Source organism: Streptomyces sp. NPDC024017 (assembly GCF_040638895.1).
Lineage (GTDB): Bacteria > Actinomycetota > Actinomycetes > Streptomycetales > Streptomycetaceae > Streptomyces.
Genome location: NZ_JBEZYZ010000003.1, coordinates 303739 through 327618, shown reverse-complemented (window position 1 = coordinate 327618; position 23880 = coordinate 303739). Strand labels below are relative to the sequence as shown.

The 23880-nt window shown below is 72.3% G+C and carries 16 protein-coding genes; 10 read left to right on the top strand and 6 right to left on the bottom strand.

Annotation, left to right across the window (positions count from 1 at the left end):
- Nucleotides 1-89 precede the first annotated feature (89 nt).
- The gene (locus AB0G20_RS09770) at nucleotides 90-2111 is read right to left on the bottom strand and encodes a beta-galactosidase (RefSeq protein WP_361298521.1); all 2022 of its coding nucleotides are present in this window, start codon (nucleotides 2109-2111) and stop codon (nucleotides 90-92) included.
- 184 nt (nucleotides 2112-2295) lie between these two features.
- Between AB0G20_RS09770 and AB0G20_RS09765 the strand changes: the two genes are divergently transcribed.
- From AB0G20_RS09765 to AB0G20_RS09745, 5 genes are all read left to right on the top strand, one after another.
- Entirely contained in the window at nucleotides 2296-3615 is a 1320-nt protein-coding gene (locus AB0G20_RS09765) for an extracellular solute-binding protein (protein WP_361298518.1), read from the top strand.
- Nucleotides 3612-4589: a sugar ABC transporter permease gene (locus tag AB0G20_RS09760; protein ID WP_361298515.1), complete on the top strand. Its 978-nt coding sequence runs from the start codon at nucleotides 3612-3614 to the stop codon at nucleotides 4587-4589. The genes AB0G20_RS09765 and AB0G20_RS09760 overlap by 4 nt, the downstream gene beginning before the upstream one ends.
- Nucleotides 4586-5494: a carbohydrate ABC transporter permease gene (locus tag AB0G20_RS09755; RefSeq protein WP_361298512.1), complete on the top strand. Its 909-nt coding sequence runs from the start codon at nucleotides 4586-4588 to the stop codon at nucleotides 5492-5494. Before AB0G20_RS09760 ends, AB0G20_RS09755 begins: the two co-directional genes overlap by 4 nt.
- The gene (locus tag AB0G20_RS09750) at nucleotides 5491-6522 is read left to right on the top strand and encodes a LacI family DNA-binding transcriptional regulator (protein ID WP_361298509.1); all 1032 of its coding nucleotides are present in this window, start codon (nucleotides 5491-5493) and stop codon (nucleotides 6520-6522) included. The genes AB0G20_RS09755 and AB0G20_RS09750 overlap by 4 nt, the downstream gene beginning before the upstream one ends.
- 74 nt (nucleotides 6523-6596) lie before the next feature.
- On the top strand, nucleotides 6597-7022 hold the full coding sequence (locus tag AB0G20_RS09745; protein ID WP_361298506.1) for a MarR family transcriptional regulator: 426 nt from the start codon (nucleotides 6597-6599) through the stop codon (nucleotides 7020-7022).
- Between the two features lie 36 nt (nucleotides 7023-7058).
- Here the strand turns inward: AB0G20_RS09745 and AB0G20_RS09740 are convergent, their stop codons facing one another.
- Nucleotides 7059-7457, bottom strand: a complete 399-nt coding sequence (locus tag AB0G20_RS09740; RefSeq protein ID WP_361298503.1) for an SseB family protein — start codon at nucleotides 7455-7457, stop codon at nucleotides 7059-7061.
- A 346-nt stretch (nucleotides 7458-7803) separates the two neighbouring features.
- Here AB0G20_RS09740 and AB0G20_RS09735 point away from each other — a divergent pair, with 346 nt between their 5' ends.
- From AB0G20_RS09735 to AB0G20_RS09720, 4 genes are all read left to right on the top strand, one after another.
- The gene (locus tag AB0G20_RS09735) at nucleotides 7804-8916 is read left to right on the top strand and encodes an MFS transporter (RefSeq protein WP_361298500.1); all 1113 of its coding nucleotides are present in this window, start codon (nucleotides 7804-7806) and stop codon (nucleotides 8914-8916) included.
- A gap of 37 nt (nucleotides 8917-8953) precedes the next feature.
- On the top strand, nucleotides 8954-10720 hold the full coding sequence (locus AB0G20_RS09730; RefSeq protein ID WP_361298497.1) for a beta-galactosidase family protein: 1767 nt from the start codon (nucleotides 8954-8956) through the stop codon (nucleotides 10718-10720).
- The gene (locus AB0G20_RS09725; RefSeq protein ID WP_361298494.1) at nucleotides 10720-13098 is read left to right on the top strand and encodes a beta-galactosidase; all 2379 of its coding nucleotides are present in this window, start codon (nucleotides 10720-10722) and stop codon (nucleotides 13096-13098) included. The genes AB0G20_RS09730 and AB0G20_RS09725 overlap by 1 nt, the downstream gene beginning before the upstream one ends.
- A gap of 88 nt (nucleotides 13099-13186) precedes the next feature.
- The gene (locus AB0G20_RS09720) at nucleotides 13187-14257 is read left to right on the top strand and encodes a LacI family DNA-binding transcriptional regulator (protein WP_361298491.1); all 1071 of its coding nucleotides are present in this window, start codon (nucleotides 13187-13189) and stop codon (nucleotides 14255-14257) included.
- 10 nt (nucleotides 14258-14267) lie between these two features.
- Here AB0G20_RS09720 and AB0G20_RS09715 read toward each other — a convergent pair whose 3' ends face one another.
- The 4 genes from AB0G20_RS09715 to AB0G20_RS09700 all read right to left on the bottom strand — a co-directional run bounded on the left by AB0G20_RS09715 (nucleotide 14268) and on the right by AB0G20_RS09700 (nucleotide 21918).
- Complete coding sequence (locus AB0G20_RS09715; RefSeq protein ID WP_361298488.1) at nucleotides 14268-16235, bottom strand: heavy metal translocating P-type ATPase; 1968 nt, start codon at nucleotides 16233-16235, stop codon at nucleotides 14268-14270.
- 114 nt (nucleotides 16236-16349) lie between these two features.
- The gene (locus AB0G20_RS09710; protein ID WP_361298485.1) at nucleotides 16350-17789 is read right to left on the bottom strand and encodes an NAD-dependent succinate-semialdehyde dehydrogenase; all 1440 of its coding nucleotides are present in this window, start codon (nucleotides 17787-17789) and stop codon (nucleotides 16350-16352) included.
- Nucleotides 17786-20653, bottom strand: a complete 2868-nt coding sequence (locus AB0G20_RS09705) for an FAD-binding and (Fe-S)-binding domain-containing protein (protein ID WP_361298482.1) — start codon at nucleotides 20651-20653, stop codon at nucleotides 17786-17788. Before AB0G20_RS09705 ends, AB0G20_RS09710 begins: the two co-directional genes overlap by 4 nt.
- Entirely contained in the window at nucleotides 20650-21918 is a 1269-nt protein-coding gene (locus AB0G20_RS09700) for an aminotransferase class III-fold pyridoxal phosphate-dependent enzyme (RefSeq protein WP_361298479.1), read from the bottom strand. Before AB0G20_RS09700 ends, AB0G20_RS09705 begins: the two co-directional genes overlap by 4 nt.
- A 226-nt stretch (nucleotides 21919-22144) precedes the next feature.
- Here AB0G20_RS09700 and AB0G20_RS09695 point away from each other — a divergent pair, with 226 nt between their 5' ends.
- Nucleotides 22145-23794 carry a PucR family transcriptional regulator ligand-binding domain-containing protein gene (locus tag AB0G20_RS09695; RefSeq protein ID WP_361298476.1) on the top strand — a complete coding sequence of 550 codons (1650 nt, stop codon included), beginning with the start codon at nucleotides 22145-22147 and terminating at the stop codon, nucleotides 23792-23794.
- The last annotated feature ends 86 nt before the right edge of the window (nucleotides 23795-23880 follow it).

Sequence of the window (23880 nt, the reverse complement as noted above, 5' to 3'; positions counted from 1 at the left end):
CGTGGGGGTTGGGGAGTGCCTCTCGTCCGGAGGCAGGTGAGGGTCCCTCCGCCCGCGGCTCGTGGCTCGCGCGGGCGGAGGGAGTCGGTTCAGCCGTCGAGCCGGACGACCCGGACGGCTCCGGCCGGGACCGCCAGGCGGCCGACGGCACGGTCTCCGGTCAGCAGCTCGGTGCCGGGGACCTCCAGCGGCACCTTGGCGTCCGAGCCGGTGTGGTTGAGGGCGAACAGGTAGGTGCCCGACGCGCCGGTGCGGCGGACCACTTCGACGTCCCGGGGCAGATCGGCGCGCGGGGCGAGCCCCGCGTCCTCGCCCGCACGGCCGAGCAGCGTGTCGAGGCCGTCGGCGCCGAGCCGGGTGGAGACGTACCAGGCGGTGCCCTCGCCGAGGCGGTGCCGGGTGACGGCGGGCAGACCGGCCGTGAGGCCGTCGGCGTAGGCCAGGACGGTCTCGGCGCCGCGCGGCACCACGAACTCCGTCCACACGTCGGCGTCCAGCTCGGTTCCGTCGGGGCCGGTGACACGCACCCGTTCGCCGGGCAGCAGCGGTGAGAACTCCTCGACGGTGAGACCGAGGACGTCCCGCAGGGCCCCCGGGTAGGCGCCCTCGTGGACGGCGTCGTGCTCGTCGACGATGCCGGAGAAGTACGAGACGACCAGCGTGCCGCCGTTCTCGACGTACGCCGTCAGATTGCGCCCCGCCGCCTCCGTCATCAGGTACAGGGCCGGCACGACGACAAGGGGATAGCTCGACAAGTCGGCTTCCGGGTGGGCGAAGTCGACGGTGAGGTGACGGTCGTAGAGGGCCTCGTAGAAGGCGTCGGCGCGCTCGCGGGCCTCGTGGTCGACGCTGGGGCGCCAGTCGAGGTTCTGCGCCCACCAGGAGTGCCAGTCCCACAGCACGGCCACGTCGGCCTCGGTGCGGGTACCGCGGATCTCGCTCAACGCCTTGATGGAAGCGCCCAGTTCGACGACCTCGCGCCACACACGGGTGTCGGTGCCGCCGTGCGGGACCATCGCCGAGTGGAACTTCTCGGCGCCGCGCCGGGACTGGCGCCACTGGAAGAACAGGGCGCCCTCGGAACCGCGCGCGACATGGGCGAGGGAGTTGCGGGCCATCTGGCCGGGGGCCTTCGCGGGGTTGCGGGGCTGCCAGTTGACGCCCGAGGTGGAGTGCTCCAGCAGCAGCCAGGGGGCGCCGCCGGCGACGGACCGGGTGAGGTCGGCGGCCATGGCCAGGTTGACGTGGGTGCGGCGGCCGTCGGTGATCAGGTAGTGGTCGTTGGTGACGAGGTCGACCTCGCGGCCCCATGCCCAGTAGTCGACGGAGTCGCACTGGCTCAGCGCCGTCATGAAGTTGGTAGTGACCGGGACGCCCGGCGAGAGGCGGTGCAGGATGTCCCGCTCCATACGGAAGTTCTCGCGCATGGTGGCGTCGGCGAACCGCTTGTAGTCCAGCGCCTGGCTCGGGTTGACGGCCGCGGGGGTGAGCCGGGGCGGGTTGATGTCGTCGAGGCAGGCGTAGCGCTGGCCCCAGAAGGCCGTGCCCCAGGCCTCGTTGACCGCGTCGACCGTGCCGTACGTGGCCGCCAGCCAGCGGCGGAAGTGGGCGGCGCAGGACTCGCAGTAACAGGCGGAGACGGGGACGCCGTACTCGTTGTGGACGTGCCACATCGCCAGCGCGGGGTGGTCGCCGTAGCGCTCGGCGAGCCGGGTGGTGATGGACGCGGCGGCCGCGCGGTAGTCGGCGTTGCTGTGGCAGATGGCCGCGCGGGAGCCGAACTCGTAGCGCACGCCCTCGGCGGTCACGGGCAGCGCTTCGGGGTGGGCCCGGTAGAACCAGACGGGCGGTACGACGGTGGGGGTGCCGAGGTCGACGCGGATGCCGTGCTCGTGCAGCAGGTCCAGGAGCCGGTCCAGCCAGCCGAAGTCGTGACGGCCGGGTGAGGGCTCCAGCAGCGCCCAGGAGAAGATCCCGACGCTCACCATGGTGACGCCGGCCTCCCGCATCAGCCGGACGTCCTCCTGCCAGACGCTTTCCGGCCACTGCTCGGGGTTGTAGTCCCCGCCGAAGGCGAGCCTGGTGAGGCCCCTGGGGGTGGTCTCCGGCATGGATGGTCTCCCGGTCGATCGACAAATTGGGAACGTGCACACACACCGACGCGGTGCGCAGCCCCACATAACCGCACAGCAACAACCATTGACAAGTGTCCGGGATGTTTCTCTACTGTGAACGCTCACAGAAGCATGGCAGGTCCTCGCAGCAGGCGAGGGCCCCAGGTCAGGGGAGAGATCCATGCCGTACGCGAAGCGCAGCCGCCTCGTGAGAACCGCCGTCGCCATAGCCCTCGGCGCCACCACCCTTGCCGCCTGCGGCTCGGAATCCGCGGACAGCGAGACCGAGTCGGGTCCGGCCTCGCTGACGTACTGGACCTGGACGCCCGGCATGGACAAGGTCGTGGACCTGTGGAACAAGGGGCCGGGCAAGAAGGACCAGATCACGGTCACGGTGAAGAAGCAGGCGTCCGGTGACACGCTGGTCACCAAGATCCTCACCGCGCACAAGGCGGGCAAGGCGCCCGACCTGGTGCAGGCGGAGTACCAGGCGCTGCCCACCCTGGTCAGCAATGACGCGCTCGCGGACATCTCGAAGAACGTGGGAGAGGCGAAGGGCAGCTTCGCCGACGGCGTCTGGCAGCAGACGACGCTGGGCACGGACGCGGTCTACGCGGTCCCGCAGGACATCGGCCCGATGATGTTCTACTACCGCGAGGACCTGTTCGAGGAGTACGGCCTGACGGTGCCGACGACCTGGGACGAGTTCGCCGAGACCGCCCGCAAGCTGAAGAAGGCGGCTCCCGGCAAGGACCTCACCACCTTCTCCGCCAACGACTCCGGTCTCTTCGCGGGCCTCGCCCAGCAGGCCGGCGCCCAGTGGTGGACGACCTCCGGCGACCAGTGGAAGGTCTCCCTCAACGACGCGGCGACGCAGAAGGTCGCGAAGTTCTGGGGCGGCCTGGTGAAGGAGGGCGCCATCGACAACCAGCCGATGTACACCCCGTCCTGGAACAAGGCGCTCAACACCGGGCAGCAGATCGCCTGGGTCAGTGCCGTGTGGGCACCGGGCACACTGACCACGGCCGCGCCCGACACCAAGGGCAAGTGGGCCATGGCCCCCCTCCCCCAGTGGTCCGCGAGCGAGAACCGCACCGGCAGCTGGGGCGGCTCCTCCACCGCCGTCACCACCGACTCCAAGCACCAGGCGGCCGCCGCGAAGTTCGCCGCCTGGCTGAACACCGACAGCAAGGCCCTGAACGCGCTGGCCAAGGAGAGCGGCATCTACCCGGCCGCCACCAACGCCCAGACCAGTGGCGCCTTCCTCAAGCCGCCGGCCTACTTCTCGAACCAGGCCGACTTCTACACCAAGGCCGCCGACATCGCGGAGACCACCGCACCCTCGGCCTGGGGCCCGAACGTCAACGTCGCCTACACCACCTTCAAGGACGCCTTCGGCGCCGCGGCCAAGAACAAGTCGGACTTCGGCGCCGCGCTGGACGAGATGCAGGCCGACACCGTCACCGACATGAAGAAGCAGGGCTTCGAGGTCGCTCCGTGAAAAGCACGGCACGCCGGCGGTCGTACGGGGTGAAGGGCGCCCCGTACGCCCACCCGTCTCCCACCACCACCCTCAGACGAGCGCGAAGCGCCCCCTATTTTTTCCTTCTCCCCGCGACGCTCCTGTTCGCGCTGTTCTTCGCGCTGCCCATCGGCTATGCGCTCTGGCTCAGCTTCCGCAAGGTGAAGGTCTCGGGCCTGGGTCTCGGCTCCGGCGCCCGCACGGAGGTCTGGGCCGGTCTGGAGAACTACACCGACGCCCTCTCCGACAGCGAACTGCTGCACGGCACCCTGCGCGTCCTCGGCTACGGGTGCATCGTCGTGCCCGTCATGCTCGGCCTGGCCCTGCTGTTCGCGCTGATGCTCGACTCGGAGAAGGTGCGCCTCGCACCCGTCACCCGGCTCGCGATCTTCCTGCCGTACGCCATCCCCGGCGTGGTGGCGGCCCTGCTGTGGGGCTTCCTCTACCTGCCGGACGTCAGCCCCTTCTACTTCGTACTCGACAGGCTGGGGATGCCGCAGCCGGACCTGCTGGACGGCGGGCCGCTGTACCTGGCCCTGTCGAACATCGCGGTGTGGGGCGGCACCGGCTTCAACATGATCGTCATCTACACCTCGCTCAAGGCGATCCCGGCGGAGGTGTACGAGGCGGCGAAGCTGGACGGCGCCACTCCGCTGCAGATCGCGCTGCGGATCAAGATCCCGATGGTGGCGCCCTCGCTGGTGCTGACCTTCTTCTTCTCGATCATCGCGACGCTCCAGGTGTTCAACGAGCCGACCACCCTCAAGCCGCTCACCAACTCCGTGTCCACGACGTGGAGTCCGCTGATGAAGGTGTACCGGGACGCCTTCGGCGAGGGTGACATCTACGGCGCCGCGGCACAGGCCGTGATCATCGCCTTCGCCACCCTCCTCCTCTCCTTCGGCTTCCTGCGAGCCGCGAACCGTCGTCAGAAGCAGGAGGCCGCTCGATGAGCTCCCTCGCCGTCCCCCAGGCCGAGCCGATGGCCGGCAGCACCCCCGGCACCGCCCAGGGCCGCCCGCCGCTGCGCCGCAGGATCGCCCTGATCCCCACGGTCACGCTGCTGCTGGGAGCGGTCTACTGTCTGCTGCCGGTGGCCTGGGTGGTCATCGCGGCGACCAAGTCCGGGCGTGAGCTGTTCTCCACGTTCACGTTCCTGCCCGGCACGGGTTTCGCCGACAACGTCCGGGACCTCAGCGCCTACCGCGACGGCGTCTACTGGAAGTGGATGGGCAACTCCGCCCTGTACGCCGGGTTCGGCGCCCTGCTGTCGACGTGCGTGTCGGCGATCAGCGGCTACGCGCTCGCGACCTACCGCTTCCGGGGCCGCGAGACGATCTTCAACGTACTGCTCGCGGGTGTGCTGATGCCGCCGGTGATCCTGGCCATCCCGCAGTACCTGCTGCTGGCGAAGGCCGATCTCACGGACTCGTACCTGTCCGTCCTGCTGCCGCAGATCCTCTTCCCGTACGGCGTCTACCTCGCGCGGATCTACGCCGCCGCCGCGGTGCCCGCCGACGTGATCGAGGCGGGACGGATGGACGGGGCGAGCGAGTGGCGGATCTTCACGCGCATCGCGCTGCCGATGATGATCCCAGGCATGGTGACGGTGTTCCTGTTCCAGTTCGTGGCGATCTGGAACAACTTCCTGCTGCCGTACATCATGCTCAGCGACGACGAGAAGTTCCCGATCACGCTCGGCCTGTTCACGTTGCTGGAGCAGGGCGCCAACACCCCGGCGCTGTACACCCTGGTGATCACGGGCGCACTCCTGGCGGTGCTCCCGCTGGTCGCCCTCTTCCTGGTCATCCAGCGGTTCTGGAGCCTGGATCTGCTCTCCGGAGCCGTAAAGTCATGACCATGAACGCTGCGGGAGGCAGGCGCAGGCCGCCCACGATCCACGACGTGGCGCGCGAGGCGGGGGTCTCGCGCGGCACCGTCTCGCGCGTCCTCAACGGCGGACACTACGTCAGTCCGGCCGCCCAGGAGGCGGTCAACGCGGCCATCCGCAGGACGGGTTACGTGGTCAACCGGCACGCCCGCTCCCTGATCACCGGGCGGTCCGACTCGATCGGTTTCCTGCTCACGGAGCCGCAGGAGCGGTTCTTCGAGGACCCCAACTTCAACGTGCTGCTGCGCGGCTGCACCCAGGCGCTCGCCAAGCACGACGTCCCGCTGCTGCTGATGCTGGCGGGCACCGAGGACGAACGGCGGCGCATCACGCGGTACATCACCGCCGGGCACGTCGACGGGGTGCTGCTGGTCTCCAGCCACTCCGGTGATCCCGTCGCCGAGCAGCTGCGCGAGGCGGGGGTGCCACTGGTCGCGTGCGGGAAGCCGATCGGGGTGGCTTCCAAGGTGAGTTACGTGGCCGCCGACGACCGTGACGGGGCCCGCGACATGGTGCGCCACCTTCTGTCGCTCGGGCGGCGCAGGGTGGGCACGGTGACCGGTCCGCTGGACACACCCGGCGGTGTCGAGCGCCTCGCCGGCTACAAGGAGGTGCTCGCGGAGGCGGGCCTGGAGTTCGACGAGCGGCTGGTCGTCTCCGGCGACTACAGCCGGGCGGGCGGCGAGGCGGGCGCCGAGCGGCTGCTGGCGCAGGCCCCGGACATCGACGCGGTGTTCGTGGCTTCCGACCTCATGGCGCAGGGCGCGCTCGCGGCCCTGCACCGGGCGGGGCGGCGGGTGCCGCAGGACGTGGCGGTCGGCGGCTTCGACGACTCACCGGCCGCCGTGGCCTCCAGCCCCGAGCTGACGACCATCCGGCAGCCCTGGGACCGCATCAGCAACGAGATGGTGCGGGTGCTGCTCGCGCAGATCGGGGGCGAGGATCCGGCGGCGGTGATCCTGCCGACGGAGCTGGTGAAGCGGGAGTCGACGTAGGGCTCCGGAGCCGGGCAGCGAGCCCGTACTGCATGCACGGTCATTGAACCCTGCACCGGTGTTACCGTTCCCATATGGTGGCGAAAACGGCGGATGGGCAGCTCGAGGACCGGTGGCGGGACATCCTGTCGGCGCACGCGCGCACCATGTGCGAGATCGACCGGGCCCTGCATCCGCACGGTCTCGGCGCGTCCGATTTCGAGGTCCTGGACCTGCTCGCGACCGCCGCGCCCGAGGAGGGCGAGCAGTGCCGGGTGCAGAACCTCGTGGGGCGGGTCCATCTCAGCCAGAGCGCGCTGTCGCGGCTGATCGCCCGGCTGGAGAAGGACGGGCTGGTGACGCGGTCCGTGTGCGCGGAGGACCGGCGGGGCGTGTGGGTCGCCCTGACGTCCAGGGGTCGTGAGCTGCACGCCGAGGTGCTGCCGCTGCAGCGGGCAGCCCTGGCCCGGACGCTGGGCGGAGAGCCACCCAGGCCCGGATCGGGTCGGTCGCCCCACTAGGGCCCCGCGACGCCGGCATGATCCAAACGACAGGCCCTAGCGGGCCAGCAGGGTGCGGACTCCCTCCGAGGTCAGTGTCAGGCGGTGCTCCGAGCTGCCGTCGATGGTCAGCGACAGGTCGTCGGCCGGCCACTGTGCGGCGAGGGCGCCCAAGGGCACCAGGCGGTAACGGGAGACGAACGGCAGCAGCCCGGCCATCTCCACCTCCGAGGTGAACACGGGCACCACCGGTTCGCCGCCGGGCTGCTCCAGCACCGGCAGCGCCACCGCCGAGGGATTGGCGGCGTCGGCGTCGCCTGCGTCGTCGGGCACGGGGATGAGCACGTCGCTGTTGGCGAGCGCGTCCAGAGCCGCCGTGTCCTCGGTGTTCTCGGCGAGGACGTCCAGAGCCCGCTGTGCGGGCGTGGGCGTGGGGTCGTTTGCGGGTGTCTCCATGGCACATTCCCTGGTAGCGGCGGTCGTGCGGCCCACCCGGGGCAAGATCCGCCCCGGGCACGGTCCTGGTCGCGTACCCGAACGGGAACGGGGCAATCCTGGTGGATCTCCGGGGTTCGCGGGGGCTCGGAGGAGATCTTGTGGGGGCGGGGGAACGGCCGGGCCGCCGAGGGAGGTTGACGAGCGGCATGTTACCGGTAACATCACCCATCTGATCCAGACGTACGCGACTGTGCCCTCCACCCACCCACACGGTGGCCCGTCTCCCGGAGTCCGCGTGATCGAAGAGCGCGTTGTCCGTCTCTGCCCCGCACCGCCCCGCCCCGTTTTCAGCAGGGCCGCCGTCGTGGCCTCCTGTGCCGGCTTCGTGCTCATCGGGGCGTTGCAGGCCCTGTACGGGCCCGCGATCCCGGCCCTCCGAGCGGAGTTCGGGCTGTCGCCGTCCGCCGCCGGGCTGGGGCTGAGCGCTCACTTCGTCGGTGGTGTGGCCGGGGTGCTGCTGTTCGACCGGCTCTACGGGCGGGTCGGCAACCGGCGGATCCTCGGCAGCTCGTACCTGCTGATGGCCGTCGGCGCGGCCGGCTTCGCCCTGGCGCCCGACTGGCCCACCGCCCTGGCGGCGGCTCTCCTCGCCGGGTTCGGCTTCGGCGGCATCGACTACGGCCTCAACCAGCTGTTCGCCGTGGGGTTCGGCCACCGTTCGACCGCGATGCTGAACATCCTCAACGCCCACTTCGGCATCGGCGCCATCCTCGGTCCCGCCGTGATCGGCGCGGTCGGCTCCGAGCACTACCCGGCCGTCTTCCTCGTCTTCGCCCTGGCCAACCTGCCGTTGCTGCTGTGTCTGAGGGGCGTACAGAGCCACGTGCCCGTCCCGGCCGGGGAACGGGCCGGCGGCGGAGCCGTCCTCGGCCGGAGCCTCGGCTCCGTGCTCGCCGTCTTCGTCGTCCTCTACGTGCTGCACGTCGGCGTCGAGGCCGGTGTCGGCGGCTGGGAGCCCACGCACCTGGAGACCGTCGGTTACGGCGCGGGGGTCGCCGCCACCGCCACCTCCGTGTACTGGCTGATGATGACCGTCGGCCGCTTCCTGGTCGCCCCGCTCGCGCTGCGCTTCTCCGCCCAGGCCATCATCACCGTCTCGTGCGCGGGCATGACGGTGTGTCTGCTGGCCGCGACCGTCCCGGCTCTCGCGCCCTACGCGTACGCAGGTGTCGGTCTGTTCATCGCGCCGATCTTCCCCACCGGCCTGCCCTGGCTGAACCGTGCGGCCCCGCAGGCCCGCCGGGCCGGTGCCCTGGTCATCGCGGCCTCGATGGTCGGAGGTGTTGCCGCGGGACCGGCGCTGGGCAAGGCCATCGAGTGGTCAGGCATCCGCGCCGTACCGCTCCTGCTGTGCGGCGTCTCGGCGCTCTGCCTGGCCGCCACGCTCTGGCTGATCCGCGGCACCCGCTCCCGCTGACTCCGCTCCCCACATCCTCCCGAAGGGAAGCTTCCGTATGCCCGCCCTGACGACGACGTCCGACGGATTCCTGCTGCACGGCGAGCCGTTCCGGATCATCTCCGGCGCGCTGCACTACTTCCGCGTCCATCCCGGTCTGTGGTCCGACCGGCTGCGCAAGGCGCGGCTGATGGGCCTCAACACGGTGGAGACGTACATCCCGTGGAACCACCACCAGCCCGACCCCGAGGGCCCCCTCGTCCTCGACGGCTTCCTCGACCTGCCCCGGTTCCTCCGGCTCGCCCAGGACGAAGGGCTGCGGGTGCTGCTGCGCCCGGGGCCGTTCATCTGCGCCGAGTGGGACGGCGGCGGCCTGCCCGACTGGCTGACCTCCGACCCGGACATCCGGCTGCGCACCAGCGACCCCCGCTTCACCGGGGCCGTCGACCGCTACCTCGACCTGCTGCTGCCCGCGCTCGGGCCGCACATGGCGGCCGCGGGCGGTCCCGTCGTCGCCGTACAGGTGGAGAACGAGTACGGGGCCTACGGCGACGACAGCGCCTATCTGAAGCACCTCGCCGACGCGTTCCGCTCCCGCGGCGTCGAGGAGCTGCTGTTCACCTGCGACCAGGCCGACCCCGGGCATCTGGCCACCGGAAGCCTGCCGGGCGTCCTGACCACCGGCACGTTCGGCAGCCGCGTCGAGCAGTCGCTGGGACGACTGCGCGAGCACCGGCCCGAAGGCCCGCTGTTCTGCGCCGAGTTCTGGATCGGCTGGTTCGACCACTGGGGCGGCCCCCACCATGTGCGGGACGCGGCCGACGCCGCCGCCGACCTGGACCGGCTGCTGTCCGCCGGGGCGTCCGTCAACATCTACATGTTCCACGGCGGAACCAACTTCGGCTTCGCCAACGGCGCCAACCACAAACACGCCTACACGCCCACCGTCACGTCCTACGACTACGACGCCGCCCTCACCGAGTGCGGCGACCCGGGCCCGAAGTACCACGCGTTCCGCGAGGTCATCGCCCGCCATGCCGACGTGCCCGACGAGCCCGCCCCGGTGCCCAGCCCCAAACTCCCGCTCACGTCCGTGGAGTTGAGCGAACGGTCAGACCTCCTGCCGCTCGCCGGCTCGCTCGCCGCACCCGTGCACGCCGACGTGCCCGTGACCATGGACGAGCTCGGGCAGCGCACCGGCTACGCGCTCTACCGCACGGCCCTCCCGGCCGCCGGCGAGGTCCTGCTGCACTTCGCCCGCGGCGTCGGCGACCGTGCCCAGGTCTTCGTCGACGGCGCGCCCGTCGGCGTACTGGAGAGCGAACGCCACGACGAGTCGCTGCCCGTGCGCGTGCCGCGTCCCGGCGCGACGCTGGAGGTCCTGGTGGAGAACATGGGCGGCGTCAACTACGGCCCCCGTATCGGCGCGCCCAAGGGACTGCTCGGGCCCGTCTCCTTCAGCGGCACGGACCTGACGGGCTGGGACTGCCGCCCGCTGCCGCTGGACGACCTGGACACCGTGCCGTTCGCTCCGGCCGGCGAGGCGGCGATCACCGTGCCGGGCTTCCACCGCGGCACCTTCGACGTCACCATCCCCGCGGACGCCTTCCTCTCCCTGCCCGGCTGGTCGAAGGGCCAGGCCTGGGTCAACGGCTTCCACCTGGGCCGCTACTGGAACCGCGGCCCGCAGCGCACGCTGTACGTTCCCGCGCCGGTGCTGCGTCCGGGCTCCAACGAACTCGTCCTGCTGGAGCTGCACGGCAGCACCGCCACCCGCGCGCTGCTCACCGACACCCCCGACCTCGGCCCGGAGAACACCTGGTGATGCATCTCCTGCGCGTTCCGCCGCCCGCCGCTCCCCCGCTGACCGGCCATCTGCCCTTCACGGACCCGCCCGGCGTGCCCGACCCGATCGAGGTCACCAGCCGCTGGCTCACCCGGGGCGACCGCCCCTGGTTCCCGGTCTCCGGCGAGTTCCACTACTCCCGCTACCCGAACGGGGAGTGGGAGGAGGAGCTGCTGAAGATGAAGGCGGGCGGGGTGACCGCCGTCGCCTCCTACGTCATCTGGATCCACCACGAGGAGGCCGCGGGCCGGGTCCGCTTCGACGGTGACCGCGACCTCAGGCGCTTCGCCGAGCTGTGCGCCCGCCACGGCCTGGACTTCATCCCCCGCATCGGCCCCTGGTCGCACGCGGAGGTGCGCAACGGTGGCCTGCCCGACTGGCTCCTGGCCCGGACCCGCGCACCACGTACCGACGACCCCGCCTATCTGGAACCCGTACGCACCTGGTTCACGGCCGTCGCGGAACAACTCAGCGGCCTGGACCGGGCGCACGACGGCCCGGTCGTCGCCATCCAGATCGAGAACGAGCTCTACGACCGGCCCGGCCACCTCCGCACGCTCAAGCGCGTGGCCCAGGAGGCCGGGCTGAGCGCGCCGTTGTGGACGTCGACCGCCTGGGGCGGGGTGCGGCTCCCGGGCGAGGACCTGCTGCCGCTGTACGGCGGCTATTCCGAGGCGTTCTGGACGGAGGCGGACGGCGGCTGGCCCGACACCTGCCGCAAGCACTTCTTCTTCACCCACGAGCGCGACGACGAGGGCATCGGCGCCGACCTGCGGCCCACCGGCGTGCCGGACGCCACCACGCCGACCGACCGATTTCCCTGGGCCACCTGCGAGTTGGGCGGCGGCATGGCGGTGGCCTACCACCGGCGGCCCCGGGTGGAGGCCGCCGATGTCGGTGCCCTCGGGCTCACGAAGATCGGCTGCGGGTCGGTGTGGCAGGGCTACTACATGTTCCACGGGGGCACGAACCCGGCCGGCGAGCTGACCTCCCTGCAGGAGTCGCACGCCACCGGCTACCCCAATGACCTGCCCATCCTGACCTACGACTTCCAGGCCCCGCTCGGCGAGTACGGACAGGTGCGGCCCTCGTACCACGAACTGCGCCTCCAGCACCTGCTGCTGGCCGGCTTCGGGCACCGGATCGCACCCATGGGGTCCGTGCTGCCCGAGCGGTCGCCGGCCGGGCAGCACGACCGGGACACGCTGCGCTGGGCCTTGCGGACCGACGGCGCCTCGGGCTTCCTGTTCGTGACCAACCATCAGCCGCACGAGCCGCTGCCGGACCACCCGGACACGGCCTTCACGATCGACTTCCCTCTCGCGCCCCCGCTGACGCTGCCGAGCACTCCCGTCACGGTCCCCTCCGGCGCGTACTTCTGCTGGCCGCTCCGGCTGGACGTGGCCGGGCTGCGGCTGGAGTGGGCCACGGCCCAGCCCGTGTGCACCGTCGAGGCGGACGGTCGCACGGTCCTGGTGCTGGCCGCGACCGACGGCATCGCGCCCGAACTCGCCCTGGACGCGGACACGGTGACGTCGGTCGCCGCGCCGTCCGGGGAGATCACGCCGCTCGCCGACCGCCTCCTGGTCAGCGGGGTACGGCCCGGCACCGACGCCCTGGTCGAGGTGGAGGCGGCCGACGGTTCGCGCGTGGGGCTGCTGGTCCTGGACGCGGCGACGGCCCGTACCGTCTACCGGGGCCCGGCATGGGGTGCCGAGCGGCTGGTGCTGTGCGGGGACGGCGTCGTCTTCGACGAGCGGCGTCGCGAGGTGCGGCTGCACAGTCCTGCCGCCGAGCCGTCGTTCGCGGTGCTGCCCGCACCGGATGCCGCCCCGGTGGTGGCGGGAGCCCACGTCCGGGAGTCGGCGGACGGTGTGTTCTCGCGCTTCACGATCGAGGCCGGGCCCCTCGCGGACACCGCGGCGACCGTCACGCCCGTCAGGCCGGGCGGCCCGGCTCCGGAGCCGGTGACCGGCGTGCGGGGCCGGGCGAGTGTGCCGTCCGAGAAGGACGTGGAGGCGGCGGCCGCCGAGTACCGGGTCGACGTACCGGAGGACCTGCTGCGGGACCCCTCGGGTGTGCTGCTGCGGCTGCGCTGGACGGGGGACCTGGCACGGGCCTACGTGGGAGACGTGCTGGTCGCCGACCAGTTCTACTCGGGCCGGGTCTGGGACATCGGGCTGGACCGGCTTCCGGTCGGGGCGCTGCTCACCGACGGGCTGCGGCTGAAGATTCTCCCGCTGGCCCCGGACGCGCCCGTGTACGTGCCGGGGCAGCCGGGTGACACCTGGCGGGAGGCTCAGGTGCTGGACGCCGAGTGGGTGGTCACGCGCCGCTGGACGGTCCGGGCCGGCTGAGGACCTTCCGGGCCGCCGCCCGGCCTATGCTGTGCTCCTGCCGGGCGGATTCAGGGCCGCCGTACCGACATTCGAGGATTCAGCCGCCATGACACCGAGGGCCCCCGACGGTCCTGCTCCCAAGGGCCGCAGCAGGCGCAACTTCGCGGGGGCGCGGCCGGTGATGGCCGACGTGGCCCGGATGGCCGGGGTCTCCAAGCAGACCGTGTCGCGGGTGCTCAACGACCATCCGGCCGTCCGCCCCGAGACCCGTGAGGCGGTTCTGGTGGCCATGCGCACGCTCGGCTACCGGCCCAGCCGCAGTGCGCGGTCCCTGGCCAGTGGCAGGACCCGGATGCTCGGGGTCATCTCCTTCGACGCCGCCCGGTACGGGCCCGCCTCGATTCTGACGGCGATCAACACGGCCGCCCAGGAGGCCGGTTACCTCGTCAGCTCCATCGCCCTGGACACGGCCGACCACGACACCGTCGTCGAGGCCGTGGACCGGCTGTCGGCCGAGGGAGCGGACGGTGTGATCGCGATCGCGCCCCAGCTGTGGGTGGGCAAGGCCCTGGCGGAGACGACCGGGCTGGGCACTCCCCTGGTGGTGCTGGAGAACGCGCTCGACGACGCCACCCCCCTGGTCACCGGCGATTCGCGCACCGGCGCCCGCAAGGCCACCGAGCACCTCCTAGGCCTCGGGCACGCCACCGTCTGGCACATCGCGGGCCCGACCGGCTGGACCTCCGCCGATCACCGGCTGGCGAGCTGGGAGTCGACGCTCCGGGCCGCCGAAGTCGCCGTTCCGGCCCCGCTCGTCGGGGACTGGAGCGCCGACTCCGGCTACGACCTGGGCCGTCGGCTGGCCCGGCGTCCGGAGGTGACGGCGGTGTTCGCCTCCAACGACCAGATGGCGCTCGGCTTGCTGCACGCCCTGCACGAGTCCGGGCGGTCCGTCCCCGGGGAGGTCAGCGTCACCGGCTACGACGACATCCCCGAGGCCGCTCACTTCCTGCCGCCGCTGACCACCGTCCGCACCGACTTCGCGGAGATCGGCACCCGTTCGCTGCGGCTTCTCCTCGACCGGATCGACGGCCCGGGCGAGCTGCCCCGCGTCGACACCCTCGTACCCGTGGACCTGGTGGTGCGGGCCAGCAGCGGCCCCCCACCGGCCGGCTGACGGACGTCGCTCAGCCGTTCCCCTCGGCGGCGGCCCGCTGCCAGGCACCCTCCCTCAGCAGTCGCAGCCCGTTCAGGCCGACCAGGACCGTGGAGCCCTCGTGGCCCGCGACGCCCAGCGGCAGCGGCAGGTCACCGGCCAGGTCCCAGACGACGAGTCCGGCGATGAACACCCCGGCGATCACGAGGTTCTGCACGACCAGCCTGCGGGCGCGGCGGGACAGGGCGACGGTGGCGGGGACCGCGGCGAGTTCGTCGCGCACGATGACGGCGTCCGCGGTCTCCAGGGCCAGGTCGGAGCCGGCCCGGCCCATGGCGATCCCGGTGTGCGCGGCGGCCAGGGCGGGCGCGTCGTTGACGCCGTCCCCGAGGACCAGCACCTTGCGGCCGGCGCTCTCCATCTCCTGGACGGCGGCCAGTTTGTCCTGCGGGAGCAGCCCGGCGCGCACGTCGTCGATGCCGGCCTCGGCGCCGAGGTGTGCGGCGGCGCCGGCGTTGTCGCCGGTGAGGAGCACCGGTGCGGTGCCGGTGAGCCGGGCGAGGGAGGCGACCGTGGCGGCGGCGTCCGGGCGCAGCCGGTCGGCGATGCCGAGCAGTCCGGCCGGGGTGCCGTCGACGACGACCAGGACGGCGGTCCGGCCGGACTCCTCCAGTTCCGCGGCCGTGCCGACGGCGTCGTCCAGCAGCCGGGCCGGGGCGCCCACCGCGACCGTACGGCCGCCGATGACGGCGGTGACTCCCACGCCGGGCGCCGAGGTGAAGTCCTCCGCATCGGGCAGGTCCAGGCCGCGCTCGTGGGCCGCGTCCACCACCGCCCGGGCCAGCGGGTGCTCACTGGGCCGCTCGGCGGCGGCCGCCAGCGTCAGCAACTCGCCTTCGTCCAGGCCGGATCCGGGCAGCGGCAGGATGTCGGTGACACGCGGGCTGCCCTCGGTGAGGGTGCCGGTCTTGTCCAGGGCGACCGCGTCCACCTGGCCGAGCCGTTCCATCACCACGGCCGACTTCACGAGAACGCCGTGCCGTCCGGCGTTGGCGATGGCCGACAGCAGGGGCGGCATGGTGGCCAGCACGACCGCGCACGGGGAGGCCACGATCATGAACGTCATGGCGCGCAGCAGGGCGTCGGTGAGCTGCGCGCCGAAGGCGAGCGGCACCAGGAAGACGGCCAGGGTCGCGGCCACCATGCCCAGCGAGTAGCGCTGTTCGACCTTCTCGATGAACAGCTGCGTGGGCGCCTTCGTCTCGGACGCCTCCTGCACCATGCGGACGATCCGGGCGATCACCGAGTCGGACGCGTCGCGCTCGACCCGGATGCGCAGTGCGCCGGTGCCGTTGAGGGTGCCCGCGAAGACCTCGTCGCCCCGCTCCTTCGGCACCGGCAGCGGCTCGCCGGTGATGGTCGCCTGGTCCACCTCGCTCGCCCCGTCCAGCACCCGGCCGTCGGCGCCGACGCGCTCCCCGGGGCGTACGAGAACGGTGTCGCCGACCGTCAGCTCCTCGACGGATACGGCCTGTTCAGCACCGTCGGGGCCCAGCCGGGTGGCCGTGGCGGGGGCCAGGTCGAGCAGGCCCCGGACGGAGTCGGCGGTGCGGGCCGTGGCCAGGGCCTCCAGCGCGCCCGAGGTGGCGAAGATGACGATGAGCAGGGCGCCGTCCATGACCTGCCCGATCGCGGCCGCGCCCAGCGCGGCGACGACCATCAGCAGGTCGACGTCGAGGGTGCGGTCCTTCAGCGCCTTGAGCCCCTCCCACCCCGGCTCCCAGCCGCCCGTGACGTACGACAGGGCGTACAGCGCTCCCCACGTCCAGGCGGGGGCGCCGGTCAACTGCAAGGGCAGCGCGAGCAGGAAGAAGGCGGTGGCCGCGGCGGCCCAGCGCGCCTCGGGGAGCGCGAGGACGCGGGTACGCCGCCGGGCCACCGCCCCGGCGCGTGCGGGCTTCGCCCGTTCGACCGGCTGAGGCGTGAGCGTGGAAGTCATCAGGGGGTCCTTCTGGCGGGGGCGCGTGGCCATTCACCATACAGGAACACATGAAGACTGATTCATGTCTTCATTCCCCATCGGTCACTCCCCGTCAGCGGGGCCGGGACGTCGTCATCGCACGGGCACCGCCACGTACTGGTACTCCAGGAACTCGTCGATCCCGACCCGGCCGCCTTCCCGCCCGAGCCCGGACTGCTTGACCCCGCCGAACGGAGCCGCCGGGTTGGAGACGAGGCCGGTGTTCAGGCCGACCATGCCCACCTCCAGGCCCTCGCTGACGCGCAGGCCGCGGTCCAGTCCCCGGGTGAAGACGTAGCCGACGAGGCCCCAGGGCGTGTCGTTGGCGCGGCGCAGGACCTCGTCCTCGTCGTCGAAGGTGAGGATCGCGGCGACCGGGCCGAAGATCTCCGTGTCCATCAGACGGCTGCCGGGGTCGACGCCGGCCAGCACGGTCGGCGGGTAGAAGTTGCCGGGCCCTTCCGGCGTGCGGCCGCCGACGAGCACCTGGGCGCCGCGTTCCACCGCGTCGGCCACCAGCTCCGCCACCTTGGCGCGTCCGGTGGTGTCGATCAGCGGGCCGACGTCGACGCCGCTGCGGGTGCCGGGGCCCACCACGAGGGCGCCCATCCGCTCGGCGAGCCGCCGGCCGAACTCGTCCGCCACCGACCGGTGCACGAAGAAGCGGTTCGCCGCCGTGCAGGCCTCGCCCATGTTCCTCATCTTGGCGACCATCGCCCCGTCCACGGCCACGTCCAGGTCGGCGTCGTCGAAGACGATGAAGGGCGCGTTCCCGCCCAGCTCCATCGAGGTGCGTACGACGGTGTCGGCGCACTGCGCGAGCAGCAGCCGGCCGACGGCGGTGGAGCCGGTGAAGGACAGTTTGCGGATCCGGCCGCCGCGCAGCAGCGGCTCGCACACCTCACCGGCGCGGGAGGTGGTGACGACGTTCAGCACACCGTCCGGCAGGCCCGCCTCCTTGAGGATCCCGGCCAGCGCGAGGCTGGACAGGGGGGTCTGCGGGGCGGGCTTGAGGATCATCGTGCAGCCCGCCGCGATCGCCGGGCCGATCTTGCGGGTGCCCATGGCCAGCGGGAAGTTCCACGGCGTGATCAGCAGGCAGGGGCCGACCGGGCGGCGGGAGAGCAGCATGCGGTTGCGGCCGTCGGGCAGGGTGCCGCAGCCGCCGTCGATGCGGACGGCCTCCTCGGAGAACCAGCGGAAGAACTCCGCGGCATACGCCACCTCTCCCCTGGCCTCGGTCAGCGGCTTGCCCATCTCGGACGTCATCAGGTGGGCGAGCTCGTCGGTGCGCTCCAGGATGAGCTCGTAGGCGCGGCGCAGGATCTCGCTGCGCGCCCGGGGCGCGGTGCGGGCCCAGTCCTGCTGGGCCTGGACGGCCGCCTCCTCGGCGAGCCGGGCGTCCTTCGGGCCGGCGTCGGCGACGTGGCAGAGGATCTCGCCGGTGGCGGGGTCGTCGACGGGCATGGTGGCACCGTCCGCGGCGTCCACCCAGGCACCGCCGATGAACAGCTGAGTCAGGACCTCGGTCATGTCGTCTCTCCTGGTTGATCGGCGGCGGGGTCGAGGAGTTCGGCGAGGTGCAGGGCGCGGACGTCCCGGTCGCCGGCGAGGTGGTCGATCTGGGTGGCGCAGCTGAAGCCGTCGGCGATGACGGGTCGTCCGTCGAGTTGGTCGAGGCGGGGTCCGAGGGCCAGGTCGGCCACTGCCATGGAGGTGTCGTAGTGCTGGGCTTCGAAGCCGAAGTTGCCGGCGAGTCCGCAGCAGCCCTCGGCCTCGTCGACCTTCCGGACGCCGAGGCGGCGCAGGAGGTCGGCGGGGCGGCGGCCCTTGAAGGTGGCGTACTCGTGGCAGTGGGTCTGGAGCACGACGTTCCCGGGCAGCGGCGGCGGGGTCCAGCCCTGGTCGGCGAGGTCGGTCAGCGCCCCGGTGAACGTGTGGACGCGGTCGGCGACGCGCCGGGCCGCCTCGGTGCCGAGGAGCTCGGGTACGTCGCGTTTGAGGGCGGCGGCGCAGCTGGGTTCGGCCACGATGACGGGCCGGTCGTCGCCGTCGTCCAGGGCTGCGACCGTGCGGGCCATGATTCTTCTGGCCACGGACAGCTGGCCGGTGCTGACCCAGGTCAGTCCGCAGCACAGGCCGTCCCGCGGTGTGCAGGGGATGCCGGCGTCGGCGAGCACGCGGCTCGCCGCTCCCGCGACCTGTGGGCGGAAGGCGCGGGTGAAGCTGTCGACGAAGAGGACGGCCTTGGCCGGTTCGGTGGTCTTCGCGGCGCGAAGGGTCTTGCGCAGGGCGCGGCGGGAGGCGAAGGCGGGGATTCTGCGCTTGGTGGTGACGCCGCCCAGGCGGGCCAGGAGCTTGCCGAACGGTCCGCGCAGCAGCAGGTTGATCGGGCGGGCCGCGTACCCGGCCAGGGCGGAGGTCTTGGGCAGCCAGCCGAGGGAGTAGTGGGAGCGGGGCCGCAGGCGGCCCTTGTAGTGCTGGTGGAGGAACTCCGCCTTGTAGGTGGCCATGTCGACGCCGACCGGGCAGTCGCTGGAGCAGGCCTTGCAGGACAGGCACAGATCCAGCGCGTCGCGGACCTCGGTGGAGCGCCAGCCGTCGGTGACGGCCTCGCCGCGGACCATCTCCTGGAGCATGCGGGCCCGGCCGCGGGTGGAGTCGTTCTCCTCACCCGTGGCCCGATAGCTCGGACACATGACACCGCCGGAGTCGCTGCGGCAGCGGCCGACACCGACACAGCGGCGCACGGCACCGGCGAAGCCGTCCTCGTCGTGCGGGAAGCCGAAGGTCGTTTCCACGAGCGGTAGTTCGCGCAGGGCGAGGTCGGTGTCCAGCGGAGCCGGGTCGATGATGACACCGGGGTTGAGCAGCCCTTCGGGGTCGAATGTCTTCTTGAAGGCGGCGAACGCGGCGATCATGCGGTGGCTGTACATGACCGTCAGCAGTTCGCTGCGGGCACGTCCATCACCGTGCTCACCCGACAGCGTGCCGCCGTGCTCGACGACCAACGCGGCGGCCTCCGACAGGAACCGGCGCATGACCGTCCGGCCTGCGTCCGTGGCCATGTCGAAGTCGATCCGTACATGGACGCATCCGGCGCCGAAGTGCCCGTACAGCACACCGGTCAGCTCGTGCGCGGCGAGCAGCTTGCGGAAGCCGCGCAGGTAGGCGGCCAAGTCCGCCGGGGCGACGGCCGCGTCCTCCCAGCCGGGCCAGGACTCCCCGCCGTCGACGAGCCGGGCCGCCAGTCCGGCCCCGTCCTCACGCACCCGCCACAGCGAGCGCCGCTCGGCCGGGCTCTCCACGACCCGGCCACCGGTCAGCCGTCCCAGGACCTTGAGCGCATCGAGCAACTCTTCGGCCCGGGCGTTCACGGTGGCCCGGTCGTCGCCTTCGAGCTCGACGTACAGCCACGCCCGGCCCTCGGGCAGGCCGGTGACGGAGTCGGGGCCGCGGCGGGCGCGCATGGTCGCGACGATCGCCTCGTCCATGCCCTCCACCGCGCTGGGCGCGAAGCGCAGGATCTGAGGCACGTCCTCGGCCGCCTCGACCACATCGCCGTAGCCGAGCGTGAGGAGGGTGGATGCCTGTGCGGTCGCCACCAGGCGGACCGTCGCGGCGGTGACGACCGCACAGGTACCTTCGGTGCCCACCAGAGCACGGGCCAGATCGAAGCCGTTCTCCGGCAACAGATGCTGCAACTGATAACCCGATACCTGACGCGGGATGCGCCCCAACTCGGTCCGGATCAACGCCAGGTGCTCACCGACCAGACGCTTGAGGTCGGCTTCCAGCCGGGCGACGGCACCGGCGTCGGCCGGGTCCAGCGCGTGCAGCCCGGCGTGGTCGGCGACGGCCCGCACGCCGTCGGCCGTCACGATCTCCAGCGCCACGACATGCCCGCTGGTCCGCCCGTCACGCACCGACCGGTTCCCGCACGCGTCGTTGCCGATCATCCCGCCCAGCGTGCACCGGCTGTGCGAGGACGGATCCGGGCCGAAATCCAGCCCGTGCAACGCGGTCGCGGAGCGCAGCGCGTCCAGCACCACCCCCGCCTCCACCCGCGCCGTGCGCGCCTGGGCGTCGATGTCCAGGATCCGGTTCATGTACCGGGAGAAGTCCAGGACCACACCCGGCCCGACGGCATTGCCCGCCATGCTCGTGCCGCCGCCCCGGGCGGTGACCGGCACACCCGCCTCACGGCAGGCCCGCAGCACCGCGACCACGTCGTCGGCGGTGCGCGGGAAGGCCACCGCCCGCGGCGGCACACGGTAGTTGGAGGCGTCGTAGGCGTACGGGCCGGTGGCCCCAGGGCCGGTCTCCACCCGCAGACCGGGCGCCAGCTCGGCGAGCCGGGCCGTGAGACCCGCCAGGTCGCGGGTGGCGGTGGTCATCGGCCCGACGCTCCCGACGTGCCGGCCTCGACCGCGTTCGCCCAGGCCTGGAGGCCCTCGTCGACGCCCGTCTCGTCGATCACGAGCGCCGGGATCATGCGGACGACCTGGTTCCAGGCGCCGCACAGCAGCAGGAGCAGCCCCTCGTCGATGGCGGCACGCTGGACGCGGGCGGCGGTCTCCGGGTCGGGGCTGCCGTCCTCGGTGACGAACTCGGTGGCGAGCATGAGGCCGAGGCCGCGGACGTCGCCGATCCCCGGGGTCCGGTCGGCCACGGCCTCCAGGCCCTGGCGGAGCCGCTTGCCCATCGCCTCGGCGTTCTCGACGAGCTTCTCGTCGCGTACGACGTCCAGCGTCGCGCACGCGGCGGCGCAGGCGACGGCGTTGGCCCCGTACGTGCCGCCCTGCGAGCCGGGCCAGGCCTTCGTCATCAGTTCCTCGGAGGCGGCGATCCCGGAGAGGGGGAAGCCGCTGGCCAGGCCCTTGGCGGTGACGAGGATGTCGGGGGTGACGCCGAAGTGGTCGTGGCCCCAGAAGCGCCCGGTGCGGCCGACGCCGGTCTGCACCTCGTCGAGGATCAGCAGGAAGCCGTGCCGGTCCGCCCGCTCCCGCAGGCCTTCCATGAAGGCGCGGTTCGCGGGGACGTAGCCGCCCTCGCCGAGGACCGGCTCGACGATGATCGCGGCCGTGTCGGCGGGCGACGAGATCGTCTGGAGGGTGTAGTCGAGTTCCTTCAGGGCGAAGCGGGTGGCGGTCTCCTCGTCCCAGCCGTACCGGAAGGCCGTCGGGAACGGGGTGACGACCACGCCGCTCATCAGCGGCGAGAACCCGGACCGGAAGCGGATGCCGGAGGTCGTCATGGAGGCGGCGGCGACCGTACGGCCGTGGAAGCCGCCGTGGCAGACGATGACGTTGGGCCGGCCGGTGGCCTGGCGGGCCAGCCGCAGCGCCGCCTCGACGGCCTCGCTGCCGGAGTTGGTGAAGAACAGGCTGTCCAGGCCGGCCGGCAGCACCTCGCCCAGCTTGTCGACGAGGCGGCGCAGCGGCTGGTGCATGACGGTCGTGTACTGGCCGTGGATCAGCGTGCCCACCTGCTCCTGCGCCGCCGCCACGACCTTGGGGTGGCAGTGCCCGGTGCTGGTGACGCCGATGCCGGCGGTGAAGTCGAGGTAGCGACGGCCGTCCTCACCGTAGAGGTGGACGCCCTCGCCCCGGGCCGCCACGACGGGCGTGGCCTGGCGAAGGTGCGGCGACAGTGCGGTCATGTTGTCTCCCGGCCGTACGTCGAGGTCTGGTGGTTGGCTCAGCTCCGGTTTCCGAGCATCCAAGCCGCCGCGAAACGCGACAACGCGTGATCTGTCCAGCCGGAACCCGTTGTTCGGACGTTGTGTCAACCGCCGAACCCCTCGGGTCCCGCTTGCCTCTCCCGTTGACAGCTCTTGCGCAGGTCAGTGCCGCTTGTCAGAGTGACCGGGCAGGCAGGGAGGCACCGTGGACGATCATCACCCGACGACCGACCGGGCACCGGGGCCGACCGGTCGCGCACCGACCCTCGCCGACGTCCTCGCCCTGCCGGTCCTGGCCGCCGGACAGCCCCAGGTCGTCACGGGACTGGCCCAGCTGGACCGGCCGGTGCGCTGGGTGCACATCACCGAGCTGACGGACCCGGCCTCCTTCCTCAAGGGCGGCGAGCTGGTCCTCACCACGGGCATGCCGCTGCCCGAGGACGCGGCGGGTGTCCGCCGGTACGTCGACGAACTGACCGAGGTGGGGGCGGCCGCCCTGGTCATCGAACTCGTACGGCGCTACCACCGGCCGCCCGACGCCCTCGTGCAGGCCTGCCGGGCCCGCGGTCTGCCGCTGGTCACGCTCGCCCGGGACGTCAACTTCCTGGAGGTCACCCAGGTCGTGCACGCGCTGATCCTCGGCAGCCAGGCCGACGCGATGCGGCGTACCCAGCGGATCCACGAGGCGTTCACGGCCCTGACGTTGCGCGGGGCGGGGCCGGAGGACGTGGTGCGCGCGGCGGCGGAGATGAGCGGCCGGACGGTCGTGCTGGAGAACCTGGTGCACCAGGCGCTGATCTGCGAGCCCTCGGGGAGCACGGTGGAGGAGGCACTCGCGGACTGGGAGCGGCGCTCCCGGGCGGCCGCGCCCGGCGACCACACCGAGGTGGGCGGCCCGGAGGGCTGGCTCACCGCGCCCGTCTCCTACCAGGGTGAACGCTGGGGGCGTCTGGCCATGCTGCCCGCCGACGGGCCGGCCTTCGGGCCGGAGCACATCACCGTCCTGGAGCGCACGGCGATGGCCCTGACCGTGGCCCGGCTCATCCACTCCACGCCGTGGGAGCACACGGCACACCGCAACGCCCTGCGGGAGCTGGCGGAGCAGCGCCACCACTCCGCCGAGGACGTCCGCGCCCGCTGCGCCGCGCTGGGCCTGCCCACGGAGGCCGGTGTCTTCCTGGCGATCCTCGTGGACCTGGGCCCCGGCGGGGAGGGCACCGAGCCGGAGACCCGGCTGCACCGGGAGCTGAGGTCGGCCGGCGTCCCGGCCCTGGTCGGCGAACTCTCCCCCGGCCGCCTCGGCGTCCTGCTGGCCCTGCGCCCTGCCCAGCCCTGGCGGCCCGTGGCCGAACGGCTGAGCCGCACCGCGCTGACGCTGGCCCCGGAGGCGATCGTCGGCATCGGTTCGGAGGTCGCGGATCTCGCCGACACCGCACGCTCCTTCCGGGAGGCGGCCCGGGTCATAGAGGCCACCCCGCCCGGCCAGGCCCTGCCCGCGGACCGTTCCTTCCACGAGCTGCCGGACATCGACCTGCGCCGGCTGCTGTACGCGCTGCGTGAGGACACCCGGATCCAGGACTACACGGAACGCCGGCTGGGCCGGCTCATCGACCACGACACCCGGCACGGCACCGACCTGCTGACGACCCTGGGGCACTACCTCGACGCCGCCGGCAACAAGACCACGGCTGCCCGTCGCGGCGGCCTGTCCAGGGAGACCATGTACCAGCGTCTGCGCACCATCGAACGCCTCCTCGACACCGACCTCGAATCCGGCGACCGCCGCACCGAACTCCACGTGGCCCTCACGGCGTTGCGGGTCCTGCGCGCCGACCGGGGAACGCACCCCCTGTAACGCTCTGCGCGTCCCGTTCCAAGAACGAGTGACAGGCACCTGTCGACGAGCGACCAGCCGCTGGGTCGAAGCGCCGGCCCCAGCCT

Coding starts and splice junctions, on each gene's coding strand:
- AB0G20_RS09715 (WP_361298488.1), bottom strand. CDS start 16,235: ATGACTTCCACGCTCACGCCTCAGCCGGTCGAACGGGCGAAGCCCGCA.
- AB0G20_RS09765 (WP_361298518.1), top strand. CDS start 2,296: ATGCCGTACGCGAAGCGCAGCCGCCTCGTGAGAACCGCCGTCGCCATA.
- AB0G20_RS09725 (WP_361298494.1), top strand. CDS start 10,720: ATGCATCTCCTGCGCGTTCCGCCGCCCGCCGCTCCCCCGCTGACCGGC.
- AB0G20_RS09700 (WP_361298479.1), bottom strand. CDS start 21,918: ATGACCGCACTGTCGCCGCACCTTCGCCAGGCCACGCCCGTCGTGGCG.
- AB0G20_RS09710 (WP_361298485.1), bottom strand. CDS start 17,789: ATGACCGAGGTCCTGACTCAGCTGTTCATCGGCGGTGCCTGGGTGGAC.
- AB0G20_RS09730 (WP_361298497.1), top strand. CDS start 8,954: ATGCCCGCCCTGACGACGACGTCCGACGGATTCCTGCTGCACGGCGAG.
- AB0G20_RS09705 (WP_361298482.1), bottom strand. CDS start 20,653: ATGACCACCGCCACCCGCGACCTGGCGGGTCTCACGGCCCGGCTCGCC.
- AB0G20_RS09745 (WP_361298506.1), top strand. CDS start 6,597: ATGGTGGCGAAAACGGCGGATGGGCAGCTCGAGGACCGGTGGCGGGAC.
- AB0G20_RS09720 (WP_361298491.1), top strand. CDS start 13,187: ATGACACCGAGGGCCCCCGACGGTCCTGCTCCCAAGGGCCGCAGCAGG.
- AB0G20_RS09755 (WP_361298512.1), top strand. CDS start 4,586: ATGAGCTCCCTCGCCGTCCCCCAGGCCGAGCCGATGGCCGGCAGCACC.
- AB0G20_RS09770 (WP_361298521.1), bottom strand. CDS start 2,111: ATGCCGGAGACCACCCCCAGGGGCCTCACCAGGCTCGCCTTCGGCGGG.
- AB0G20_RS09740 (WP_361298503.1), bottom strand. CDS start 7,457: ATGGAGACACCCGCAAACGACCCCACGCCCACGCCCGCACAGCGGGCT.
- AB0G20_RS09750 (WP_361298509.1), top strand. CDS start 5,491: ATGACCATGAACGCTGCGGGAGGCAGGCGCAGGCCGCCCACGATCCAC.